The sequence below is a fragment of the Embleya sp. NPDC025285 genome (assembly GCF_055558835.1).
In genome coordinates this window covers 1-24,075 of the sequence record NZ_JBVHLU010000042.1, presented here as the reverse complement: position 1 = coordinate 24,075, position 24,075 = coordinate 1, and the positions used below count along the sequence as shown (strand labels likewise).

The following is a 24,075-nucleotide window of genomic DNA, read 5'->3' as shown; positions in this document are numbered from 1 at the left end:
GCGCGGCGCGTACGCCCATCACACCCGCGGGTCGCACACACGAACGAGGTCGGTACAGTTCGTAGCTTCGGGTGACGAAACAGCGACGAGGTTTCCCCGAAACAACGGGCAACGGGTACATGTGTCCTAAATCCTGTTGCTCCAGGGTTGCCGGCCACCGATGCTTGCGGCATGTTCGATCCGGTCATCACCTCGCATGACGCCCTCCTTGGCCTGCTTCGCAGCGGCCACGGTCAGGGCGCCCGGCGGGCCCTCGTCGCCGACCGCGTCGCTGTGCTCGACGCGCTCGACGGCTGTGTGGTCCGCGATCCCCGCACCGTTCCGGCCACCGAGTCGCGGTCGCTGTACTACGCGCGCCTGTACGCGGACCTCGACGCCGGCCTCGACGGCCTTGCCCGACACCTGCTGTGTGACGACGACTGGACCGACGAGGACGCGGACCGTACCGCGCTCCCGCTCGCCGTCCTCGGCACCCTCGCCCGGCTGGGCCGCGCCGACGCGATCACGCTGCTGCGGGACTACGTCCAGGAGGGCCGCGACTGGCCCGAGGCGCTGGACCGGCTCGCCGCGATCGGCCACGACGCGGCCCTGACCGGTCTGCTGGAGGTGGTCCTGGACCGCGGCGAGGACGACGAGCTCTACGACTGCGTCAAGCGCTCCACCGGGATGCGCCCGTGGCGGGTCTGGGCCGCCGAGGACGAGCGCGTGCGCACGGTCGTCGAGCAGGTCGACCTGGACTGGTGGAACTGGGAGTTGACCCGCTCGGTCAAGACCCCCGCCGGTCCGACCGCGCCCGCGCAGACCGTCGACCAGGTGCTCTCCGAGGCCGCCGACGGCCCCCGACAATCACTCGCGTGCGGACGACGGCTCGGCGCCGTGGCCGGCCCCGAGCACCGGGGCGCGATCCTGGCCGCCGCCTGGGCCGGCCCCGACGGCGCCCGGGCCGCCGCGCTGAGATACCTGGGCGAACAGGGCGACGGCGCGCTCCTGGACCTGGCCGAGGGCGCGCTGGCGCCGGAGGCGCCGACCGGCGTGCGGCTCGCCGCCGCACACGCCATCGGCGGGCTGCGCAGCCCGGCCGCGGTCGAGCGGGCCCGCACCTGGGCCGGCCGCGAGGACCTGCTCGGCGAGGTCGCGATACGGATACTGGCCGGCGCCGGGGAACCCGTCGACGGACCGATCCTGTTGGCCGCGCTGCGCACCCGGGTGGCCGAGCCGATGCGCGTCGGCGCCCCGATCACCGACCAGGCCGACCACTTCCGACTGTGCGACCTGGTCTCCGGGATAGGGCGCCTGGCCCTGGTCGACGCGCTCGACCTGGTCCGGGGCGTCTACCGGGAGGCCGCCTCCGCCGGACTGCGCGCGTGCGCGGTGCGCACCCTGGCCCGGATAGAGCCCTCGTTCGCCGCCGGGACCGCCGTCGAAGCCCTGTGGGACTGCCAGGCCGACACCCGACTGATCGCCGCGCGCCACGTGGACGCGCGCCGCCCCGAGGCCGTGACGCGCCTGCGCCGACTCGCGGGCGACCCGGCCGAGCACGACGAGGTGCGCACCGCCGCGCTGGCCAGGCTGAGCGAGATGTAGCCGCTCGCCCGCCGACCCGCGCCCCCGTTCGGCCCCCGGGGCCCCAGGGCGTGTCCGAAGCTGTCGGCCGAACGTCCTAGGCTCTACTCCCATGACCGTTTCCGCCCGAGCCGTCCTGCCCGGGGAGCTGCCGCCGACCCTCGGTACGGCGCTGCCCCCGGGCGCGGCACACCCGCGCTCCGGGGTGACCGAGGAGGGGCTCGCCCGCCGCCTCAAGGCCCTCGCCTGCACCGCGCCCCTGCACGACCTGGAGGCGCGCAAGGCCAACCTGGCGGGCGAGTACACCGTCTACGCGATGGCCGAACTCGGCCTCACCGCGATCGACCTGGTCACGGTCACGATGGACTTCGACACCGGCGCCGACCACGACGAGATCGTCGCCCGGCTGCGCCCCCGGGTGGCCGCGCAGGCGCCCGGACGCGATCCCGCCGAGTACGAACGTGTCGCCCGCTGGGTGCTGGAGAACCTGATCAACGTCGGCAGTGTCGACCGGGGCTTTCGCGCGGTCTACGGGATGTGGACCCGCGAGGGTGAGTACATCCGACGCGACTACGACTTCAAACTGCTCGAAGAGGTTCCCGGCCCGGACGGGCACATCTTCCTGCGCGCCACCGACGAGGCGATCAACGTGCTCGTCGGCGCGCTGGACACGGACGTCACCAGCGCGCAGATCGCCGCCGACGTCAAGCTCGAACACCTGATCCGGCGCGGCCGACTGGCCGAGGCGCGGTTCGCCGCCGAACAGGCCCGCTACCGCACCGTGCAGTACGCCGAATCGCTGCGCCGCGCGCTGGACGCGACCCGGCGCAACGTGCGCGCGGTGGACTGGTTGCGGGCCGTGCCGGACCTCATCGACGAGGCGTTCGAGCACGTCGCCGACCGCTACCGGCACGAGAACGCGATCCTGATCAACATCCGGCGGGCCCGGGACGAGGCCGAGGAGAGCGAGCGCAAGCGCGGCGCGGCCGAACTGGTCGACATCGTGCAGGACTGCATCCGCCGGCACACCCAGTTGCAGACCCGGCTGATGGAGGCCGGGCCGCTGTTCCGCGCCGAGCAGGATCGGCAGGCGTTCGCCGCGCCGAGCACCCGCACCGGGCTCGACCTGTACGGGCAACTGCTGCGCCCGCTCCTGGAGTTGCCGGTCGGCGACGCACGCCGGGTGACCGACCGGTTCTTCGCGGCGGGCACGGGTCTGCGCACCCCGGTCGCGGTGCGCCTGCACGATCTGACCGAGATGCTGCTCACCCCGCCCGCCCCGCGCGACCACCTCGGCGCCGAACTGCCCGAGCCGGACGTGTCGCTCACCCCCGACGACAGCCGCTACAGCGAGAGCCAGCACGACGCGGCGGCGCTGCTCCTGGACATCCCGCCGGAGACCCCGCGCAGGCTCTCCGGGCTGCTCGCCGAGGCCCGCGAGGCGGATCCCGACCTCGGCTACCTGGTCGCGCTGCTGGCCTTCCACGCGGCCTCGCCGCCGGTGGGCACCGCGCTGCGGCAGGGTGACCGCACCCTCCTGGTGGCCGTCGACGACGGCACCGAACTCGACGACCCCGAGGTCGGCGGCGCCGACCTGATCATCGGCACGGCGGTTCTGACCGGCGCGCGACCCGAGCCGGAAGGCCCCACCCCCGCATGAACCACGACACGGCCGGCGAGGCCGCGCCGATCACCTCGGCCGACGTCGGCGACGCCGCACGCCTGGTCGCCTACGGCCTCCAGCCCAAGCTGCTGCCCGCGCGCGACGCCGAGTACGCCGACCTGATCCGCAGACACCGCGAGGACCCGCGCTTCGCGGCGCTGGCCGCGGCGGTAGCGGCGGGTTTGGGCCTGGTGGTTCTGGAGGTGTCACCGCGCGCCGGGATGGCGGTGACCGCCGGCGAGGACTCGGTGTTCGCGGTCCGGATGGGCGACTACGCGCGCCGGGCCGGCACCGAGTCGACCGACCGGTTCCTGCACGGCCTCGCCCACCTCGCGGTCGCCGCGATGGCCTTCCCACGTCCCGAGGACCTCGCCGACGACGCCTACGTGGGCCGGCTCAGCGTGCACGGCGTGGACGCGTTCGTCCGCCAGGCCTGCCTGCGCCTGGAGGAACGCGCCGAGCAGCGCGGCGAGATCAGTGACCCCGAGGTGGACGGCCCCGGCCTGGAGGTCGCCTGGCGGGTCTACGCCCGGCGCAGCGCCACCGGCGCGACCAAGGACGCCCGCCGGCTGGCCGCGTCCACCATCGGCATCGTGGCCAAGGCGGTTGCGTTCCTGGTCGACTCGGGCTTCCTGCACCGGGTCTCCGACGACGCGGGCGGCACCTACCGCACGACCGCGCGTTATCAGCTGCAGGTGCGCGACACGGCCGGTTCGGCGGCGATGTCCGAACTGCTCGAGCTGGGCGTGGTGGCGGTGACCGACGGCAGCCCCAGCCTGCTGGCCGCCGCGACCGACGGCGGCGAGTTGGCGCCCGGCGCCGGGTTGCCCTTTCACGGGGTCTGACGGGTACGGGGGCCGGCGGGTGTGGGGATTCGCCCCGTCGCGGAGTCCGAGTCGTCCCGGAGCCGGCTCGTCCCGGACTCGGCCGGTCCGGGTCCGGCCCCGAGTGGGCGGCGGGTGCCGGGTGTTCCCGGGCGCTTCGCCCGCCGAGTGTTCTTCGCTGTGTTGTTCGACCGCTGTGTGATCGTCTTGTCCCGCGCTTCGACCAGAGAGATTTGACCGCCGATGTACGAGCTGTCCCGGGTCCGCCTGTTCTCCATCGGGCCCGCCGGTGCGCGTTACGCCGACACCGTGCTGGACCTGCGCGGAGTCGGCGCGCCCGTGCCCGACCCGGCGCCCAGGCAGGCGCAGTTGTTCGAGGGCGAGCCGGTCGGGCCGCCACGCCGGCCGGCGCCGGCGGGCGTGTTGTTCCTGGAGAACGGCGGTGGCAAGTCGGTCCTGCTCAAGCTGATCTTCTCGGTGATGTTGCCCGGACACCGCAACACGCTGGGTGGCGCCAGCTCGGGTGTGCTGCGCAAGTTCCTGCTCGCCGACGACTGCGGGCACGTCGCGCTGGAGTGGCAGCACGTGCTCACCGGCGAGACGGTCGTGGTCGGCAAGGTCAGCGAGTGGCGCGGGCGTCAGGTCTCCTCCGACCCGCGCAAGTTCGCCGAGAGCTGGTACTCCTTCCGGCCCGGTCCCGGGCTCACCCTGGAGGGGCTGCCGGTGCAGGTCGGCGGGCGGCGGCGGACCATGCGCGGCTTCCGGGACGCGATGACCGAACTGCACAAGGTCTACCCGGACGTGGACGTGGTGTGGGAGGAGATCCACGACCGCTGGATCGAGCACCTGAACGCGCTCGGCCTGGACCCCGAACTGTTCCGCTACCAGCGTGAGATGAACGCGGACGAGGGCGAGGCGGCGGGCCTGTTCGCGGTCAAGAACGACGCGGACTTCGTCGACCTGCTGCTGCGCGCGGTGTCCGATCCGGCGGACACCGACGGGCTGGCCGACCTGGTCGACGGGTTCGCGGTCAAGCTCGCCCAGCGGGCCGAGTTGACCGCCGAGCGGGACTTCGTCGAGGGCGCGGTGGAACTGCTCGACGCGGTGAGCGAGGCGGCCGGCCGACGCACCAGGGTGCGGGCGGCGCATCGCGGCGCCGAGGACGCCGCGCGCGGGCTCGGCCGCGAACTGGGTGCCCGGGCCGAACGCGAGCGTGAGCGGGCCGCCGAACTGGCCCGCCGGGTGGCCGAATCCGCTGCCGCGGTGGACGCCGCCGAGCGGGCTCGGGCACACGCCGCCCTGGTCACCGCCGAGATCACCCACCGGCACGCGGGCATGCGGTTGACCGCCGCGGAGAAGGACGCCGCGCGGCTCAAGCGCGAACTGGCCGACGCACGCGGGCTGCACTCGGCCTGGCTGGCCACCGAGGCGGTGCTGCGGCACCGGGCGGCGGTGGACCGCTCCGAGCGGGTGGACGTGGCGATCCGGGCGGCCGAGCGGGACGCCGCGCCCGCGCTGGCCGCCCGGCAGGAGGCGGCCGGCGCGCTGGTGCGCGCGCTGCACGCGGCCGCCGCCGGGGCCGAGGGCCGGGCGGACACCGAGGAACGCCGGGCCGCCGAACTCCAGGACCGGGGCGAGCGGGCCCAGCGGGCGGCCACCACCGCGGCGACCGAGGCGCAGCGCACCCGCAGCGAGGCGGCGCACCTGCGCGGCCGACTCGCCGAGGTGGGCGCCGAACTCGATCTGGCGGTGCAGGCGGGCTGGATCGACGACGACGGCGATCCGGCCGAGTCCGCCGCGCGCGCCTCGGACGAGGAGAAGGCCGCGTCTGCCGCGTGGGCGGAGGCCCGGGTCAGTGCCGAACAACTCGCGGCGGGTGTGCGCGAGGCCGAGTCGGCGCGCGGCCGGGCCGAGTTGGCCGCGGCGCGGGCCGCGGACCGCCTCGGTGTGGCCGAGGCCGACCTGACCGCCGTGCACGCGGGCGCGGCGGCGTTGGCGGCCGATCCGCGGGTGGCCGAACTGCTCGGCCCGGACGCCGAGGTCGCGGTCGGCGAGCAGGCCGCGCAGTCCTTCGATCGGGCCGCCGACGTGTTGCGCGAACTGCTCGCGGAGGCGGTGTCCGACGGCGAGCGCACGCTGTTCCAGTTGCGCACCGGCGCCGCCGACGACTCGCGGATCCTGGGCGCGCTCGGCGACGGCGGTCTGCTGCCCGCCGGGCCGGATGTGCTGGCCGCGGTCGAACTCCTGGGCGAGCACGGCATTCCGGCGCTGCCGGGCTGGCGCTACCTGGCCCAGTCGGTACCCGCCGAGCGGCACTCCGCGGTGCTCGCGGCCCGCCCCGAGCTGGTCGACGGCGTGATCGTGACCATGCACAACGCGATGGACCGGGCCCGGGACGTGCTCGCCGAGGCCGCGCTGTTGCCGCGCTCGGCGGTCGCGGTGGGTACCCCCGAGGCGCTGCTGGAGCCCGGCGTGGACCGCCCGGACACCTTCCTGGTGCCGCCGAACCCGGCGATGCACGACGAACGGGCCGCGGACACCGAGCGGGACGCGCTGCGCCGTCGGGCCGGCGAGCGGCAGGAGGCGATCCGGGTCCGGGCCGCGCGGCTGGAGGGGGACCGCGCGTTGGCCGGGCGGCTGGCGACCTGGCGGGCCGCGTGTCCGGCGGGCCGGCCGGCCGCGCTGTTCGAAGCGGTGAGCGAGGCGCGGCACGAACTGGCCGCCGCGCAGGCGGCCGGGGAGGCCGCGGAGATCGCCGCGGTGAGCGCCGAGCAGGCCCGCGTACAGGCGGTGGACCGGCGGGACCGGCGGATGGACGCCGCGCAGACCGCGCGCCGCCGGGCGGACGCCTTGGCGGGGCTGGCCTTCCGGCTGCGCGAGCGGGCCGGATGGGCGCGCCGGATCCGCGAGTTGGAGCAGGAGACCGCCGAACACGAGGCGGGCGTCGAGGCGGACCGTACGCTGGCCCGGACCGCCGACGAGGACCGCAGGCAGGCGCAGCGCTCGGCCGACGATGCCCGGCGGACCGCTCGCGCGCTGCGCGAGGAGCGCGCCGAGATCACCGGCGCGCTGGAGGAGCAGGTCGCCGACGCGCCGGCCGACGAGGCCGCCGCGCGCGCGTCGCTGCCCGCGCTGCGTGAGGCGTACCGCACCGCCCGCGCGCTGTACGAAAAGGTCGGTGTGGGCGCCGATCTGCGTGCCGAGCAGGCCCGGGCGGAGAGCGAGGAGTCCGCCGCACAGAGCACGCTGGACCGGCTGAGCGCGAAGGTGCGCCGGCAGGCGGCCGAACTGCTCGACGGATTCGACGGCTCCGACGGCCCGTCCCGATTGGCCGCGGCCGGCCGCGCGGAGGACCACGTACGCACCCTGGAGGGCCGGGCCGACGCGGCCAGCGAGCTGCTCGGCCGGTTGCGCGGCGAGGTCGAGCGGCATGCTCCGGCCGAGGGCCGCGAGCATCACCTGGACCTGCCCGAGGAGCAGCGTCCCCGGGACGGCGCGCACGCGCTCGAACTGCTGCGCGCCGCCGGCGCCGAGCACGCCGGGCGTACCGAGGCGCTGACCTCGGCGCGCGAGACGCACGGCCGGTTGGCCCGTGAGCACACCGACGCGGACCACGCGGCGGGTGCCTTCGGCGAGGTGGCGGCCTCGCTCACGGACACGCTGCCGACGATGGCGGTGGATCCCGAGCAGCCGCCCGCGACGCCGTTCGCGAGCCCGGTCGCGGACGCCCGGGACGCGGCGACCACGTGCCGGCGGGCGCTGCGCGCGGCCGCGGCCGAGTTGTCCGCGGCCGAGAGTCAGGTCCGCGATCGCATCGAGACGCTGGTGCGGCACGCCGGCGCGACCCGATTCGAGCAGGTCCGGATGCCCGCCCGGCAGCAGATCCGGGAGCTGCCGCCGGCCGCGCTGGCCGAGCACGCGCCCGCGTGGTCGGCCGCCTTCGCGCCGCGCCTGCGGGTGCTCACCGACGAACTGCGCCAGATCGAGCGCAACCGGGACAGCATCGTGGACCGGATGCGCGGCATGGTCGAGGCCGCGCTGACCACGCTGCGCGCGGCCCAGCGGTTGTCCCGGTTGCCGGAGGAACTCGGCGAGTGGTCCGGCCAGGAGTTCCTGCGGATCAGGTTCGACGAGCCGGACGCGGCGGGCCTGGTGGAGGCGCTGGGCGAGGTGGTCGACGAGGCCACGCGCACGATCAAGCGCGGTCGCGACGGCACGGTCGGCGGCGTGCGCCGGGACGGGATGACGCTGCTGCTGCGCGGGGTGCACGCGGCGCTGCGTCCGCGCGGGGTACAGGTGGAGATCCTCAAGCCGGACTCGGTGCTGCGTGCCGAGCGGGTGCCGGTGGGCCAGATGGGTGACGTGTTCTCCGGTGGGCAGCTGCTCACCGCGGCCATCGCGCTGTACTGCACGATGGCCGCCCTGCGCAGCAACGATCGTGGTCGGGCCCGGCACCGGCACGCGGGCACGTTGTTCCTGGACAACCCGATCGGGCGGGCCAACGCGTCGTATCTGCTCGAGCTGCAACGCGCGGTCGCGGACGCGCTGGGTGTGCAACTGGTCTACACGACCGGGTTGTTCGACACCACGGCGTTGGCCGAGTTCCCGTTGGTGGTGCGCTTGCGCAACGACGCGGACCTGCGCGCGGGGCTTAAGTACATCTCGGTCGAGGAGCATCTGCGGCCCGGGTTGCCGGTGCCGCAGGAGCCGGACGCGCCGCAGATCGTCGGCGAGATCCACGCGACGCGGGTGTTCCGCCGGCCGGTCGAGGTCGCGGCGGAGTCGACCGACTAGGACTCGCCCGGATCCGTCCGGCCACGGTCGTTCGGACCGGTTTCGGGCGGGGCGATGGGGAAGGGCGCGTACACCGCGTCGGTGCGGTCCCGTCGGCCCGTCCGGATGCCCTCGGGCACCGGCCACTGTCCCGCCGCGTCGTCGACCCGGACCCACTCGGTGGTGGCCACGCGGCGGGCGATGCGCCACACGCCGTCGCGCCGGGCGAAGTCGTCGATGTAGCGGAATCCGGTGATCAGGTTGCCCCTGGGCGCGGGGTCGGCGCTGCGGTGGAAGGCGGTTCCGTACGTCTCCGAACGGGCGAGATCGGGCGTGTCGTCGCGGAATTCCACCAGGTGGTTGCCGGTGAGATGCATGGTCGAGGTGTATCGGGGGAGCAGGCGACCGATCCACGCGAGGTATTCGTCCACCGTCCCGGCGAAGCTGCCGTGCTCGTCGGTGGCGTCGGGGTGGTAACACGCGCGGACGGCGTCGAGGTCCATGCGATCGATCCCCCGGCAGTACCGCATGACCACGTCGTGGATGGCCTGACGGTCGATCAGTCTGCGTAGCTCCAGGTCCCCGCCGAAGTCGTTCATGACCCACGACACTACGGTCGGGAGGGTTGGATTTCCTCGACCGGGGGAGACCGAAACAACTTCCGGGCAGCGGCGACGCGACGACAAGGGTGATCAGATGGAACCGGCTCTGCGTGAACACGCGGGCACCGTACGGGAACTGGCTTCGCGCTGGCTCGACTCGATGCTGAGCGATCCCGATGTGCGGTCGGCCGGCGGCGACGTGGTGTGCTCGCCGACCGGTCTGTGGCTCGCGCTCGCGGCGGTGGCCACCGGCGCGGAGGGCGACACCGCCGAGGAACTCGCCGATCTCGTGGGCCTCGCGTGGCGCGAGGCGGCCCCCGTGGTCACCGCCGTCGCGCGCGATCTGGCCGGCACCGAGGCGCTCGCGGTGGCGACCGGGGTGTGGAGCGCGTCACCGCTGCGCGAGGGGTTCCGCGCCGCGCTGCCGGACATCGGGTTCGGGGCGTTGGCGGCGCAGGCCGACCTGGACGCGTGGGTCGCGCGCGCCACCGACGGGCTGATCGAGCGGATACCGGTCGAACTCGACGCGCGGACCCGGGTGGTGCTGATCAGCGCGCTCGCGCTGCGGGCCCGCTGGCGTGAGGAGTTCGACGCGGCCAGGACCCACGACGGATACTTCCACGCCGCCGACGGGACGCACACCCAGGTGCCGACGATGCGGCGCGAGGTGCCGGCCGCGGATGTGTGGGCGATCTCCGGTCGGGACGGCGAGGTCACCGTCGTGGAGTTGGCGTGCGCGGGCGAGCGGCCCGCCCTGGTGCGGTTCGCGCTCGGCCCGGAGCACGCGCCGCCGGCGTCGGTGATCACCGCGGCGTGGGCGCCGCGCGATACCGGGAAGGCGTACGAGGGCGAGGACGTGGAGGTGCGGCTGCCGCGCTTTGAACTGCGGACCCGGCTGGATGTGGTGCCGCATCTGATCGACCTGGGCCTGGAGGCCGCGTTGACCGACGTCGCGGACTTCGGCGGGATGACCGACGAGCCGGTGTGTGTCGATCGGGTGGTCCAGGAGTCGTTGTTGCGGATCGCCGAGGAGGGTGTCGAGGCGACATCGGTGACCACGGTCAAGCTGGACTGGATGAGCCACGAGCCGGAGCCGGTCCGGCGGCGGGTGGTCTTCGACCGGCCGTTCGCGTGCGTGGTGATGGACGCCTCCGGCTATGTGCCACTGTTCGCAGCCTTCCAGGCCACCGCGCCGCGAGACGCGCCCGATCAGGGGCTGTGAGGCTCCGGCTGCGGTGACGGGCCTGGGCGGGATCCGCACGGGTCGCGCGGCGCCGCCGGGTCGGGGGCGGCGCGCCGGTGTCGTGGTCGGCCGCGCACGGGCCGGCGACCGTGGCCGCGTCGCGCGCCCCCGACGATCAACCGGCCCGAGCGTCCCTCAGGCCCAGGTCCGCTCCACCGCCGCCCACGCCGCGCGCGCGTACTCCACCGCGCCGAGCGCGGCCAGTTCCGGATTGATCACCTCGACACTGACCGGCCCGTCGTATCCCTTGGCCGCCAACGCGTCCCGGAACGCGCCCAGTTCGAACACCCCGTCGCCCGGCAGCACCCGCCGCGACATGCACTCCGTATACAGATCCGCGCCCGCCGGCAGCAGTTCCGGGTGGTCGTCGATCTGGACGTAGGCGATCTCGGCGACCGGGAGTTCGGCGAGCGTGGTCCAGGTGTCCGGGCCTTGGAAGAAGTGCCACGCGTCGACCAGGACGCCGGAGTTCGCGGTCCCCGCGTGCGCCACCAGGGTGCGCGCGTCGGCGATCGTGGCGATCGGGGTGAACGGCAGGAACTCGACCGCCGCACGCGCCCCGGCCTGCGCGATGATCTCGGCGCAGCGGGCGAACAGGTCCGCGCAGCGTGCGTCGGGCGGCAGCATGACCATCCCGAGCGCGAAGTCGGCGCCGAACGCCGCACACGCCTCGGCCACCTGCCGAGCGCCCTCCAGTGCGGCGGCCTCGTCCGCGTCCACCACGAAGCCCAGCATCTCCGGACAGCGCAGCCCGGCCGCGGCCACCTCGGCCGCGAGCTCGGCGAGCGGCCGGCCGTAGCCGAGCACGGAGAACACGTCGAGCCCGATCGCGGTGAATCCGGCGTCGCGCACCGCGGCCGACAACTCGGGCAGGGGCGGCGCTTCCCGGGCGCCCGCGAACGGGGAGAACGCGAACGTGTTGAGGCACAGGGTCGACATGGTGCCTGACGCTACATCAGGTATCCGGCCGGTTGTGGTAGTCCTGAGGAACCATCAGGACCGCGGAGGAGCACGCATGAGCCAGTCCCGATATGGCATCACCGTTCCGCTGAACGCGCCGCTCGCCGACCACCCGCGCCTGATCCGCGAGCTGTGCGCGGCCGGCTACACGGACGTCTGGTCGGCCGAGGTGGACGGCCTGGACGGCTTCACCCCGCTCACCGTGGCCGCCCTGGCCGATCCGGACGTGCGCCTGGGCACCGCGATCGTCTCGCCCTACACGCGCGGCCCGGCGACGCTGGCGATGACCGCGGCGGCGCTGGCCGAGGTGGCCCCGGGGCGTTTTCGGTTGGGCATCGGCGCGGGGTCCGCGCCGATCGTCGAGGCGTGGAACGGCGCGAGCTTCGACCGGCCGTACCAGCGGGTGCGGGACACCGTGCGGTTCCTGCGCGCGGCGTTCGCGGGGGAGAAGGTGACCGAGGAATACGAGACCTTCGCGGTGCGCGGCTTCCGGCTGTCCCGAGCGCCGCAGAGCCCGCCGCCGATCCTGGTCGCGGCGCTGCGCCCGGGCATGTTGCGGCTGGCCGGACGGGAGGCGGACGGCGCGATCCTGAACTGGCTCTCCGCCGAGGACGTCAAGCGGGTGGTGCCGTACGTGCACGAGGGCGGGCCGGACAAGGAGATCGTGGCGCGCATCTTCGTGATCCCGATCGAGGACCGGGACACGGCGCGGGCGATCGGCCGGCGGATGATCACCTCCTACCTCACCGTGCCGGTCTACGCCGAGTTCCATCGCTGGCTGGGCCGCGCCGAGGAACTGGCGCCGATGTGGGCGGCGTGGGCCGAGGGGGATCGCAAGCGGGCCCTGGAGCTGGTCCCGGACGCGGTCCTGGACGACCTGATCGTGCACGGCGGCCCGGCCGAGTGCCGGGCGAAGATCGCCCGCTACGTCGACGCGGGCGTGACCGTCCCGGTCCTGGCGGTGGTCGACCCGCGCCCGGACGCCGACCCGATCGAGGCCGCGCTCGCGCTCGCGCCGGCCGCCGACTGATCACAGACCCAGGACCCGAAGCGCGTTGGTGCGCAGGAACTTCGGCCACACCTCGTCCTTGAGGCCCACCCCGGGCAGCTCGGCGAAGATTCGGTCCAACGTCAGGCCGTACGGGAAGTAGCCCGCGTACATGATCTTGTCGGACCCGCGCGTGTTCGCGTAGTCGACGATCGCGCGCGGATAGTGCTTGGGTGCGAAGGCCGACGAGGACCAGTGCAGTCCGGGCCACTTGAGCATCAGCTTGACCGCCAGGTCGCACCACGGCTCGCCGCCGTGCCGCATCACCACGGTGAGCTCGGGGAAGTCGTAGCAGACCCGGTCGAAGCGCATCACCTCCTGCGCGGCGGCCGGCACCCGGGGGCCGGGGATGCCCGCGTTCACGAACACCGGCAGACCGAGTTCGACGCAGGTCGCGTAGAGCGGGTAGGCCAGCCGGTCGTCGATCGGCACCGGGGGTGTGCAGCCGCACGGGAAGAAGGTCGCGGCCAGTACGCCCACCTCCTCGCGCGCCCGGCGCAGACCGCGCACGCCCGCCATCACGTCGGTGGGATCGACCTGGAAGCTGCCGAGCAGCCGGTCCGGGTGCCGGCGCACCGCCGCCGACGTGTCCTCGTCCTCGAACGAGACCGGGATCAGCGCCTTCTCCACGCCGAACCGGTCCATCTCGCGCAGCAGGTCCTCGGCCGAGGAGTCGGTGCGCTCCATCTCCGGCAGGTCCTTGAACATGTATCCGGCCGGATGGGTCATCCCGGTCCGGCTGTCCTGATCCCGCAATGTGCCCGCCATCGCGGTCGCCCACCAGCGCCGATCACGGTTCGGCAGCCCCATCAGCAGGTCGACCACGCCGACGCCGTCCGGAAATCCCATACAACCCTCCGTTGAGACGGAAACGATCCCGGAGTCGACGGGTCGGCATGTGCCGAGGACCGCGCCGACCCCGAGACCGTTTCGGTGCATCCGAGCCGGTGCTACCGGGTGACGATGATCGACGAGCCGTGTCCGAACAGACCCTGGTTGGCGGTGATGCCCACCGTCGCGCCGGGCACCTGGCGCTCGCCCGCGTCGCCGCGCAGTTGCCAGGTGAGCTCGCAGACCTGGGCGATCGCCTGCGCCGGCACCGCCTCGCCGAACGAGCCCAGGCCGCCGGAGGCGTTCACCGGGATCCGGCCGGTGATCTCGGTCGCGCCGTCGCGCAGCAGCTTCTCCGCCTCGCCGCGCGCGCAGATGCCCAGGTCCTCGATCCAGTCCAGCTCCAGCGCGGTGGACAGGTCGTAGACCTCGGCGAGACTCAGGTCCTCCGGGCCGATGCCCGCCTCCTGGTAGGCGGCCTGTGCCAGCGACGCGCGGAAGGACAACTCGTTCGGGGCCACCGCCACCGAGGAGTCGGTGGCGATGTCGGGCAGCTCGATCAGCGCACTCGGGAAGGTCGGGGTGACCGTGGAGACCGCCGCGATCCGCACCGGGGAGGTGGTGTGTCGCGCGGCGAACTCCTTGCTGCACAACACGACCGCCGCCGCGCCGTCGGAGGTGGCGCAGATGTCCATCAGGCGCAGCGGGTCGCACACGATCGGCGAGGCCGCGACGTCCTCCATGGTGAACGCCTTGCGGTAGCGCGCGTTCGGGTTGGCCAGACCGTTGCGCGCGTTCTTGACCTTGACCCGGGCGAAATCATCGACGGAGGCGCCGTACAGGTCGATCCGGCGCCGAGCGTACATTCCGAAGTAGGCCGGGTTGGTCGCGCCGAGCACGTGGAAGCGCACCCAGTCCGGGTCGTCCGGGCGGTCGCCGCCCACCGGCGCGAAGAAGCCCTTGGGGGCCGCGTCCGCGCCGACCACGAGCGCGACGTCGCACAGACCCGCGAGGATCTGCGCACGGGCGCTCGCGATCGCGTGCGAGCCGGACGCGCAGGCCGCGTACGAGCTGGAGATCCGCGCACCGGTCCAGCCCAGCGCCTGGGCGAAGGTGGCGCCCGCGACGAAGCCCGGATAGCCGTTGCGGATGGTGTCCGCGCCGGCCACGAACTGGATGTCCTGCCAGGCCAGGCCCGCGTCCCTCAGCGCGTCCTGGGCGGCCTTGACGCCGTACTCGACGAAGTTGCGGCCCCATTTGCCCCATGGGTGCATGCCCGCGCCCAGGACGACGATCTCGCGGTCGGTGCTCATGCCTTGACCTCCACGGGTCGCACGTTCCACGTGGTGTAGACGTGCTCGTCGTTCTCGTACAGCACGCCGGGCACGATCTCGACCTCGACCCCGACCTTCAGGTCGTCCACGCCGACGCCGGGCGCGCCCTGGCCGAGCACGATCAGGCCCTCGACCTCCAGGCGCACCGCGATGATGGTGAACGGCTGCCACTCGGTGTCCGGGTCGGACACGAACGGGGCCGGCGGGCGGTAGCCGGCGTTCGTGTAGGACCACACCGTGCCGCGCCGGGACAGCGGTACCTCGGCGAACTCGGTGCCGGCGCACGCCGGGTTGCTGCAGAACGTCTCCTGGCGCGGGAAGAACACGGTCCCACAGGCGGTACACCGGGTGCCGAGGAGGGAGAAGTCCTCCCCGGACGTGGTGAACCAACCGGGGACCACAGGCTTGTGGTCCTTCGTCACGGGGCCCTCCAACTCGTCTGGCCGTGTCGTGCGATGTGTGTACGGACCACAGTCTGACGGATCGTCAGTTCCGGGCGCCAACCCGACCGGGGTATTTACGGTCACAGCCGCCCACGCCCGCCCGCCCGGCCCGACGCTATATCTGACGCCCCATCAGGCCCGAGGCCCGCCACAGCCGTTGCCCCGGTCCGCCGAGCAGGCCGTGCTCGTCGTAGAACGCGATCAGCCGCCGCGACCAGTGGCCCAGGGTGTCCAGGCGATGCGGATTGGCGCGCGCCGCCTTGTACGCCTCGGCCGGATCCAGTCCCACCGCCGCGTAGACACCCGGATGGACCAGGCGGGTGGCGATGATGTGCGCGGCCCGGGCCAGCGCGAGGCGGGTGATCGCCCGCTCGGCGCGGGACATGTGCGGCGCGCCCCGGGTCACCTCGTCGCGCGCGTAGCGCACGTGCCGGGCCTCCTCGATCACGTGGATGCGCGCGGTCTGCCGGGTGATCGGCTGGAGCGACTCGTCGGCCATCATCTCGCGCTGCATCGTGTCCAGGACCTCCTCGGCGATCAGCGCCATCGCGAAGGCCTGCACGCCCGAGCCGAGCGTCTTCATCGCCCGCGCCGCCATGTGCGCGTACGGGCCGGGTCCGTACTCGGGGCACTCCAGTTTGTCGATCAACCTGCCGAACATGGTCGAGTGCCTGCATTCCTCGGCGATCTCCATGAACGCGTACTGCACGTGCCGCGAGGTCAGCGGGCGGTCGTAGACGTGCCGGATGAGCAATTGCATCAGCACGACCTCGAACCAGATGCCGACACTGGCCATCGAGGCGACCTCGTGCCGGGACAGGTCGATCCGCTGCCGTTCGCTCATGCGTTCCCAGGTCGGCGTGCCGTACAGGCTGACCCGGTGCGCGGGCAGGAAGTACGCGCCGTCGAGCAGCGGCGCGTCCCAGTCGACGTCGGTGATCGGGTCGAACGCGTGCGAATGCGACGCGGCGAGCAGCCGCTCCGCGACGCGCTCGCGGTCGGTGACGGTGCCGTGCGTGGTGGGCATGCGAGGCCTCCTCTGCCGGACTTGTTTCCCGTCGGTAACATCCCGCGTTCGGCGCGGCGCGTCCAGAGTGGGCACGAAGATCCTTTACGACCCGCCCGGGGGATGCGCGCCGAGGCGCGAGATGGCAGGGTCGGGGGGCACACCGCGCGGAGGGGGCAGTAAAGATATGACGGAATCGAGCGAGCGGGCCGAGTTGCTGTGGCAGCCGTCGGCCGAGCGGGTCGCCACCGCGGCGGTCACCCGCTATCGCGAATGGCTCGGCGCCGAACGCGGCGTCCGCGCCGAGGACTACGCGCAACTGTGGGCCTGGTCGACCACCGAGCCCGAGGCCTTCTGGGCCTCGCTGTGCGACTGGTTCGAGCTGGACCTGGGTGATCGGGACGTGGTGCTGGCCGACCGGACCATGCCCGGCGCCCGCTGGTTCCCCGACGCGCGCCTCAACTACGCGCAGCAGGTGCTGCGACACGCCGAGGACGGCGACCCGGAGCGCGCCGCGATCGTCTACCTGGACGAGGAACTGACCCCGCGCGAGATCTCCTGGGTGGAGCTGCGCCGCCAGGTCGCCTCCTGCGCCGCCACCCTGCGCGAGCTGGGCGTACGGCCCGGGGACCGGGTCGCGGCCTACGTGCCGAACACCCCGCACGCGGTGATCGGGCTGCTCGCGTGCGCCGCCATCGGCGCGGTCTGGTCGGCCTGCGCGCCCGACTTCGGCGCGCGCAGCGTGCTGGACCGGTTCCAGCAGATCGAGCCGGTCGTGCTGATCGCGGTGGACGGCTACCGCTACGGCGGCAAGGAGATCCGCCGCGCCGACGTGGTCGCCGATCTGCGCGCGGGCCTGCCGACGGTACGACACGTGTTGCATGTGTCGCTCCTCGACGAACCGACGCCCGCCGACGTGCTGCCGTGGGCCGAGGCGATCGGGCGCGAGGTCTCGGGCGCCGACCTCGACTTCGAGTCGGTCGGCTTCGACCACCCGCTGTGGATCCTGTACTCGTCCGGCACCACCGGCCTGCCCAAGGCGATCGTCCAGGGCCACGGCGGCATCGTGCTCGAACACCTCAAGCAGGCCGCGTTCCAGCTCGACCTGGGCCCGACCGACCGGTTCTTCTGGTACACCTCCACCGGCTGGATGATGTGGAACATGCTGGTCGGCGGCCTGCTCGCGGGCAGCACGATCGTGCTCTACGACGGCAGCCCCGGCTACCCCGGCGCCGACGCGCAGTGGACCGTGGTCGAGCGGGCGAAGGTGACCTGGTTCGGCACCTCCGCCGCGTACGTGATGGCCTGCCGCAAGAACGAGCTGACCCCGCGCGTCAGCCACGACCTGAGCCGGGTCCGGGCGGTCGGCACCACCGGATCGCCGCTGCCGCCGGACGGCTTCCGCTGGATCTACGACGCGGTGGGCACGGACATGTGGCTGGCCTCGGTCAGCGGCGGCACCGACGTGTGCAGCGCCTTCGTCGGCGGCAGCCCGGACCTGCCGGTGTACCTCGGCGAGATCCAGTGCCGCGCGCTGGGCTGCGCGGTCGAGGCGTGGGACGAGGACGGCCGGCCGGTGGTGGACGAGGTCGGCGAACTGGTGATCACCCAGCCGATGCCCTCGATGCCGGTGTACTTCTGGAACGACCCCGACGACCGGCGCTACCGGGCCAGCTACTTCGACACCTACCCCGGCGTGTGGCGGCACGGCGACTGGATCACGCTCACCGAGCGCGGCACCATCGTGGTGCACGGCCGCTCCGACTCGACGCTGAACCGTCAGGGTGTGCGGATGGGCTCCAGCGACATCTACGAGGCGGTCGAACGCCTGCCCGAGGTGCGCGAGTCGCTCGTGGTGGGGCTGGAACTGCCCGACGGCGGCTATTGGATGCCGCTGTTCGTGGTCACCGCGCCCGGACACACCCTTGACGACGCGCTCAAGGCGCGGATCCGCACGGTGATCCGTGAGGAGGTCTCGCCGCGCCACGTGCCGGACGAGATCATCGCGGCGCCGGGCGTGCCGCACACGCTCACCGGCAAGCGGATCGAGATCCCGGTGAAGAAGCTGCTCCAGGGCCGCCGACTGGAGGACGCGGTCAACCCCGGCTCGGTGGACGACCTCGACGTGCTCCGCTTCTACGCCGAGGTGGGCCGGTCGCGGGCCCGTGCGCAGGAGGACCGGCAGGAGACGAAGCAGGGGGAGAAGTAGGGGACAAGCAGGGATAGGCGGGCATTGCCGGACCGATCGGGGCAATGCCCGCAATTCCGCGAAGCGACCAGGAATGTAACGCATACGGAGTAGTGCGGAGCAAGCGGCCGTTTGCGGCGGTGCGATCAGGTGCATGCCCGAGGCGTCACATCGCACCCAGCGCTTCCTCGGACGTCTCCCGACAGCGGCAGCGGTCCTGGTCGTGACATCGGTGGCCGGCCACCTCGCGCTCGCGCCGGTCGCGCCGACCGCCGCGGTGCCGGGCCGTCGGGTCGAGCTCCCGGTACCGGTGCCCACCGGGCCGATCCGGCAGGTCCCCTACCGCGAGGGCCGCGAACTCCGGTTCGCCGGGTGGGATCTCCTGCTCGCCGACGCGTACACTCTCGCCGGGCTCGCCGCGCTGATCACGATCGCGGTCGGCCTCGCGGCGTCTCGAGGAAGGTGGGCGAGCGGGTCGGCGGAAGCCGTTACGCTCGGTCCGCCCGAACCGGTGGGCCGACCGTCCCCGGGGAGTTCCACCCCCACGCCGGCCGGGGCCCGGGCCCCGGCCCGGAGCGCGTCCGGGAACGTCCGCCGGTTCCCGGCACCGGACGCCGGGCCGGACCGAACCGGCCGTGTGGATATCCTGACCCGGCGCCACCCGGCCAGGCGCCCATTGAACCGTGCAGTTGTGGAGTCCCCGACCGACATGTCCTTCCCCCAGGTGCTCGTGACCTCCTGCCGCGAGCTCTTGACGCTCGCGCCCCGCGTCCCGTTCGGGCACGAGCGCGGCCGGGAACCGCGTCGACCGCGCCGCGCCGCCCTCGTCGGCGGCGCCCTGCTGGTGCTCTCGCTCGGCCTGTGGGTGTTGTGGACCTACCTCGGCCGCCGCGACATGTGGCACATGCTCGACCTGAGCGTCTACCACGACGCCGCGCACCGCTTCCGCGACGGCGACGAGATCTACACCCGAAACTACGGCAATTGGACCGACAAACTGCCGTTCATCTACCCGCCGATCTCGGGCCTGGTGTTCTACGGTCTGCTGCCGCTGGGCTTCGCCGGCCTCAAGTGGTTCATGGCGGTGGTGAGCCTGCTCTCGCTGTTCGCCGTGGTCTGGTCCGCGTGGGGCATGCTCGGCTACCGCCGCGGTCTGGGTCGGCTCGGCGTCAGCGCGGCCACCTTCGCCGTGGTGTTGTGGCTGGAGCCGGTCCAATGGACGCTCGTGTGGGGGCAGATCAACCTGCTCCTGTTGGCGCTGATCGTGCTCGACCTCGGGCTGCCGGACAGCCGCAGATACAAGGGCGTCGGCGTCGGCATCGCGGCCGGCCTCAAGCTCACCCCCGGCATCTTCATCGTCTACCTGCTGATCACCCGCAGGTTCCGGGCCGCCGCGGTGGCCGGCGGCGCGTTCGTGGGCACCGTCCTGGTGGGTCTGGTCTCCGCGCCGTCCGGGTCCGTCTACTACTGGTCGCACATCGTGTCGATCAGCGGCAAGGTCAACGACAAGCTCAGCGTGGGCACGCTCAACAACCAATCCGTGCAGGGCATGTTCACCCGGCTGCTCGGCGACGGTGGGGTGGCCTCGGGGCTGTGGTTCCTGTGCTGCGCGCTGGTCGGCGCGCTCGGCCTGGTGGCCGCCGCGCGGGCCTCGCTGCGCGGGCACGAACTGGTCGGCGTGGTGATCACCGGCGGCCTGTCGCTGTTCGTGTCGCCGATCTCGTGGTCGCACCACTGGGTCTGGGTGGTGCCCGCGTTCGTCCTGCTCGCGCACGCCGCGCTGACCCGGGCCCGACCGCTGTGGTGGTGGCTGACCGGCACGTTCTTCGCGTTCTTCGCCGCGTGGCCGCTGCGGCTGAACGTGCGCGGCGACTGGGACGACACGCAGACCCTCCAGCCGTGGGGCCTGATCTGGCTCGCCCCCCGGGACGGGAACCGGGAACGGCACTGGACGCCGATCGAGTTCGTGCTCGGCAACGGATACCTCTTCGCGGGCATCGCGCTGACCCTGCTCCTGGTGTGGCGCATCCTGCGCGACCGCACCCCGCTGCCCACGGTCGCGGAGCCGGTCGCCGAGCCCGCCACCCCCGACCCGGACCCGGTGAGCAGCGGATCAGCGCGTCACTAGGCTGGACTCCGAACGAGTCGGACCCGGAACGAGAAGGCCCACCGGCAGAAAGCAGAGGTCCCGTGGAGGCCCACGTGGACGCGGCGCCGCCGCATCCCCGAGACGGCGGCGTGGACGCTCCCAGCGACCGGGTCCTGACCATCCCCAACGCGCTCAGCTTCGCCCGGCTGCTCGGCGTACCGGTCTTCCTGTGGCTCATCCTGGCGCCCGAGTTCGGCGGTCCCAAACACGACCTCTGGGCGCTCGCACTGCTCATGCTCAGCGGGATCAGCGACTACCTGGACGGCAAACTCGCCCGCAGGTGGAATCAGGTCAGCAAGGTCGGCGCGATCCTGGACCCGGCCGCGGACCGACTCTACGTGCTGGCCACCCTGGTCGGCCTGACCTGGCGCGAGATCCTGCCGATCTGGCTGACCGCGATCATCCTGGGCCGCGAGTTGTTCATGGGCGTGGTACTGCTGATCCTGCGCAGGCACCGCTACGGCGCGCTCTCGGTCAGCTTCGTGGGCAAGGCCGCGACCTTCAACCTCATGTACGCCTTCCCGCTGCTGCTGCTCAGCGACGGCACCGGACGTGTCGCAACTCTCGCCGCGATCTTCGGATGGGCGTTCGCCTGGTGGGGTACCGCTCTGTACTGGTGGGCAGGAGTCCTCTACGCAGCCCAGGCCAAACGCCTCGTGGCCGCGGACAAGGCGGGTCGCTCGGCGACCGCCGGGTAAGCGCAGGGATCGCCCGACACCGCGGCGATCACCACGTACTGAAGGCACGCCACCCGGCCCCGGCAATTCAGCCGTGGGCGCGGGTGGTGTGACGCGATAGGAGGACGAGACCGATGAAGGCCGTCGTCATGGCCGGAGGCGAGGGCACCCGCCTGCGCCCGATGACCTCCAGCATGCCCAAGCCGCTTCTGCCGGTGGTGAACCGGCCGATCATGGAGCACGTGCTGCGGCTCCTGAAGCGGCACGGACTCTCCGAGACCGTAGTCACCGTCCAGTTCCTCGCGTCGCTGGTTCGCAACTACTTCGGCGACGGCGAAGAGCTCGGGATGAGCCTCACCTACGCGAACGAGGAGACCCCGCTCGGTACCGCCGGCAGCGTCAAGAACGCCGAGGAGGCGCTCAAGGACGACACATTCCTGGTCATCTCCGGCGACGCGCTCACCGACTTCGACCTCACGGCGCTCGTCGAGTACCACCGCGCCAAGGGCGCGATGGTCACCGTGTGCCTGACCCGAGTGCCCGACCCGCTCGAGTTCGGCATCACGATCATCGACGACGAGGGCCGGGTGGACCGGTTCCTGGAGAAGCCGACCTGGGGTCAGGTCTTCTCGGACACCGTGAACACCGGGATCTACGTGATGGAGCCCGAGGTCTTCGACTACGTCGCCGCCGGCGTGTCCGTGGACTGGTCCGGCGACGTGTTCCCCAAGCTGCTCAAGGAGGGCAAGCCGATCTACGGCTATGTCGCCGAGGGCTACTGGGAGGACGTGGGCACGCACGAGAGCTACCTCAAGGCCCAGGCCGACGTGCTCACCGGCAAGGTCGACGTGGACATCGACGGCTTCGAGCTCTCGCCGGGCGTCTGGGTCGCCGAGGGCGCCGAGGTGGACCGCGAGGCGATCCTCAAGGGTCCGCTGTACATCGGCGACTACGCCAAGGTCGAGGGCGGCGTGGAGATCCGCGAGCACACCGTGCTCGGCTCCAACGTGGTGGTCAAGCGCGGTGCGTTCCTGCACAAGGCGGTCGTGCACGACAACGTGTACATCGGCCCGCAGACCAACCTGCGCGGCTGCGTGATCGGCAAGAACACCGACGTCATGCGCGCGGCCCGGATCGAAGAGGGCGCGGTGATCGGCGACGAGTGCCTGATCGAGGAGGAGTCCCTGGTCGCGGGGGACGTGCGGATCTACCCGTTCAAGACGATCGAGGCCGGCGCGGTCGTCAACACGTCGGTGATCTGGGAGTCGCGCGGCCAGAAGTACCTGTTCGGCCCGCGCGGGGTCTCCGGCATCCTCAACGTCGAGATCACCCCCGAGCTGGCCGTGCGGTTGGCCGGCGCGTACGCCACCACGCTCAAGAAGGGGGCCACCGTCACCACCGCGCGTGATCACTCGCGTGGTGCCCGCGCCCTCAAGCGAGCGGTCATCTCCGCGCTCCAGACGTCCGCGATCAACGTGCGCGACCTGGAGAACGTGCCGATGCCGGTGGCCCGCCAGGAGACCGCGCGCGGCTCGGCGGGCGGGATCATGATCCGCACCACGCCCGGGGTGCCGGACTCGGTGGACATCATGTTCTTCGACGAGCGCGGCGCGGACCTGTCGCAGGCCGCGCAGCGCAAGCTCGACCGGGTCTTCTCGCGTCAGGAGTACCGCCGCGCGTTCCCCGGCGAGATCGGCGAACTGACTTTCCCCGCACGGCCGTTCGACAGCTACTCGGGTTCCCTGTTGAAGGCGCTGGACATCACCGGCGTGCCCGAGTCCGGGCTCAAGGTGGTGGTGGACGCCGCACACGGCAACGCCGCCCTGCTGCTGCCCAGCATCCTGGGCCGGCTGGGCATCGACGCGCTCACCGTGAACTCCGGTCTGGACGACGCCCGCCCCACCGAGACCGCGGACGAGCGGCACGAGGGGTTGGTGCGGCTGGGCGAGATCGTGGCCTCCTCCAAGGCCGCGTTCGGCGTACGGTTCGACCCGGTCGGCGAGCGCATGTCGCTGGTGGACGAGCGCGGTCGGCTCATCGACGACCATCGCGCGCTGCTGGTGCTGCTGGACTGCGTCGCGGCCGAGCGCGGCGGCGGCAAGATCGCGCTGCCGGTGACCACGACCCGGATCGCCGAGCAGGTCGCGGCCTACCACGGGGTCCAGGTGCAGTGGACCACCACGTCGCCGGACGACCTGGCCCGCGTGGCCATGTCCGACGACACGATCTTCGGCGGCGACGGACGCGGCGGCTTCGTGGTCCCCGAGTTCAGCACCGTCTTCGACGGTACGGCCGCGTTCGTCCGGCTGATCGGGCTGGTCGCGCGCACCCAGTTGACGCTGAGCCAGATCGACGCGCGGATCCCGCGCGCGCACGTGCGCCGGCGGGACGTGCCCACGCCGTGGGCGGCCAAGGGCATGGTGATGCGTCGGGTCGTGGAGGCGGCGGGCGACCGCGAGATCGACACCACCGACGGCGTGCGCGTGGTGGAGGCCGACGGGCGCTGGGCGCTGGTGCTGCCGGACCCGGCCGAGGCGGTCACCCACGTGTGGGCCGAGGGCCCGGACGATACCGCCGCGGACGAACTCCTGGACGAGTGGAGCCGGGTCGTGGAGCACGCGGGCGACTGACGGCCCTTCCCGGCCGCCGACTCCGGCGGTGCGGGCAGCCGTCTTGTAGGGTCTTCCCCGGCCGTGGGGGGGGGGGGGGGGGCCCCAAGAAGACACCGACCGCGACAACCCCTCCCACACCCACCCCGAACCCGAAAAACG

16 protein-coding genes are annotated in these 24,075 nt (G+C 72.7%); 10 read left to right on the top strand and 6 right to left on the bottom strand.

The annotated features are described in order from the left end of the window. Positions 1 to 171: 171 nt before the first annotated feature. The 4 genes from ACZ4FV_RS26580 (at position 172) to ACZ4FV_RS26565 (ending at position 8,844) form a co-directional block, all read left to right on the top strand. Positions 172 to 1,584, top strand: a complete 1,413-nt coding sequence (locus ACZ4FV_RS26580) for a HEAT repeat domain-containing protein (protein WP_395872174.1) — start codon at positions 172 to 174, stop codon at positions 1,582 to 1,584. A 91-nt stretch (positions 1,585 to 1,675) separates the two neighbouring features. After that, positions 1,676 to 3,223, top strand: coding sequence for a hypothetical protein (locus tag ACZ4FV_RS26575; protein WP_395872176.1), 1,548 nt, complete (start codon positions 1,676 to 1,678; stop codon positions 3,221 to 3,223). After that, complete coding sequence (locus tag ACZ4FV_RS26570) at positions 3,220 to 4,071, top strand: hypothetical protein (RefSeq protein WP_395872177.1); 852 nt, start codon at positions 3,220 to 3,222, stop codon at positions 4,069 to 4,071. Before ACZ4FV_RS26575 ends, ACZ4FV_RS26570 begins: the two co-directional genes overlap by 4 nt. A gap of 222 nt (positions 4,072 to 4,293) precedes the next feature. Then, on the top strand, positions 4,294 to 8,844 hold the full coding sequence (locus ACZ4FV_RS26565; protein ID WP_402229881.1) for a coiled-coil domain-containing protein: 4,551 nt from the start codon (positions 4,294 to 4,296) through the stop codon (positions 8,842 to 8,844). Here the strand turns inward: ACZ4FV_RS26565 and ACZ4FV_RS26560 are convergent. Further along, on the bottom strand, positions 8,841 to 9,422 hold the full coding sequence (locus ACZ4FV_RS26560; RefSeq protein ID WP_402229884.1) for a nuclear transport factor 2 family protein: 582 nt from the start codon (positions 9,420 to 9,422) through the stop codon (positions 8,841 to 8,843). The genes ACZ4FV_RS26565 and ACZ4FV_RS26560 overlap by 4 nt on opposite strands. A gap of 97 nt (positions 9,423 to 9,519) precedes the next feature. Here ACZ4FV_RS26560 and ACZ4FV_RS26555 point away from each other — a divergent pair, with 97 nt between their 5' ends. Further along, positions 9,520 to 10,647, top strand: coding sequence for a serpin family protein (locus ACZ4FV_RS26555; RefSeq protein WP_395872183.1), 1,128 nt, complete (start codon positions 9,520 to 9,522; stop codon positions 10,645 to 10,647). Positions 10,648 to 10,803: 156 nt separating this feature from the next. Here the strand turns inward: ACZ4FV_RS26555 and ACZ4FV_RS26550 are convergent, their stop codons facing one another. Then, a complete protein-coding gene (locus ACZ4FV_RS26550) occupies positions 10,804 to 11,607 on the bottom strand; it encodes a sugar phosphate isomerase/epimerase family protein (RefSeq protein ID WP_395872185.1) in 804 nt (267 codons plus the stop codon). A gap of 76 nt (positions 11,608 to 11,683) precedes the next feature. Here ACZ4FV_RS26550 and ACZ4FV_RS26545 point away from each other — a divergent pair, with 76 nt between their 5' ends. Then, a complete protein-coding gene (locus ACZ4FV_RS26545; RefSeq protein WP_395872186.1) occupies positions 11,684 to 12,658 on the top strand; it encodes an LLM class F420-dependent oxidoreductase in 975 nt (324 codons plus the stop codon). Here ACZ4FV_RS26545 and ACZ4FV_RS26540 read toward each other — a convergent pair whose 3' ends face one another. From ACZ4FV_RS26540 to ACZ4FV_RS26525, 4 genes are all read right to left on the bottom strand, one after another. Continuing rightward, positions 12,659 to 13,525 carry an amidohydrolase family protein gene (locus tag ACZ4FV_RS26540; protein ID WP_395872188.1) on the bottom strand — a complete coding sequence of 289 codons (867 nt, stop codon included), beginning with the start codon at positions 13,523 to 13,525 and terminating at the stop codon, positions 12,659 to 12,661. It lies immediately after the preceding gene. Between the two features lie 101 nt (positions 13,526 to 13,626). Continuing rightward, a complete protein-coding gene (locus ACZ4FV_RS26535) occupies positions 13,627 to 14,820 on the bottom strand; it encodes a lipid-transfer protein (RefSeq protein WP_395872190.1) in 1,194 nt (397 codons plus the stop codon). Further along, positions 14,817 to 15,263 carry a Zn-ribbon domain-containing OB-fold protein gene (locus ACZ4FV_RS26530; protein ID WP_465323415.1) on the bottom strand — a complete coding sequence of 149 codons (447 nt, stop codon included), beginning with the start codon at positions 15,261 to 15,263 and terminating at the stop codon, positions 14,817 to 14,819. The genes ACZ4FV_RS26535 and ACZ4FV_RS26530 overlap by 4 nt, the downstream gene beginning before the upstream one ends. A gap of 136 nt (positions 15,264 to 15,399) precedes the next feature. Next, positions 15,400 to 16,311, bottom strand: coding sequence for an AurF N-oxygenase family protein (locus tag ACZ4FV_RS26525; protein ID WP_402229888.1), 912 nt, complete (start codon positions 16,309 to 16,311; stop codon positions 15,400 to 15,402). Positions 16,312 to 16,477: 166 nt separating this feature from the next. On the opposite strand from ACZ4FV_RS26525, the gene ACZ4FV_RS26520 reads away from it, so the two are divergent. The 4 genes from ACZ4FV_RS26520 (at position 16,478) to ACZ4FV_RS26505 (ending at position 23,934) form a co-directional block, all read left to right on the top strand. Beyond that, positions 16,478 to 18,499 (top strand): acetoacetate--CoA ligase, encoded by a 2,022-nt coding sequence (locus ACZ4FV_RS26520; RefSeq protein ID WP_465323414.1) that lies wholly within the window; start codon positions 16,478 to 16,480, stop codon positions 18,497 to 18,499. Positions 18,500 to 18,632: 133 nt separating this feature from the next. Continuing rightward, positions 18,633 to 20,606: a glycosyltransferase 87 family protein gene (locus ACZ4FV_RS26515; protein ID WP_465323413.1), complete on the top strand. Its 1,974-nt coding sequence runs from the start codon at positions 18,633 to 18,635 to the stop codon at positions 20,604 to 20,606. A 62-nt stretch (positions 20,607 to 20,668) separates the two neighbouring features. Beyond that, on the top strand, positions 20,669 to 21,325 hold the full coding sequence (locus ACZ4FV_RS26510; protein ID WP_395872198.1) for a CDP-alcohol phosphatidyltransferase family protein: 657 nt from the start codon (positions 20,669 to 20,671) through the stop codon (positions 21,323 to 21,325). 113 nt (positions 21,326 to 21,438) lie between these two features. After that, positions 21,439 to 23,934: a sugar phosphate nucleotidyltransferase gene (locus ACZ4FV_RS26505; protein ID WP_395872200.1), complete on the top strand. Its 2,496-nt coding sequence runs from the start codon at positions 21,439 to 21,441 to the stop codon at positions 23,932 to 23,934. The last annotated feature ends 141 nt before the right edge of the window (positions 23,935 to 24,075 follow it).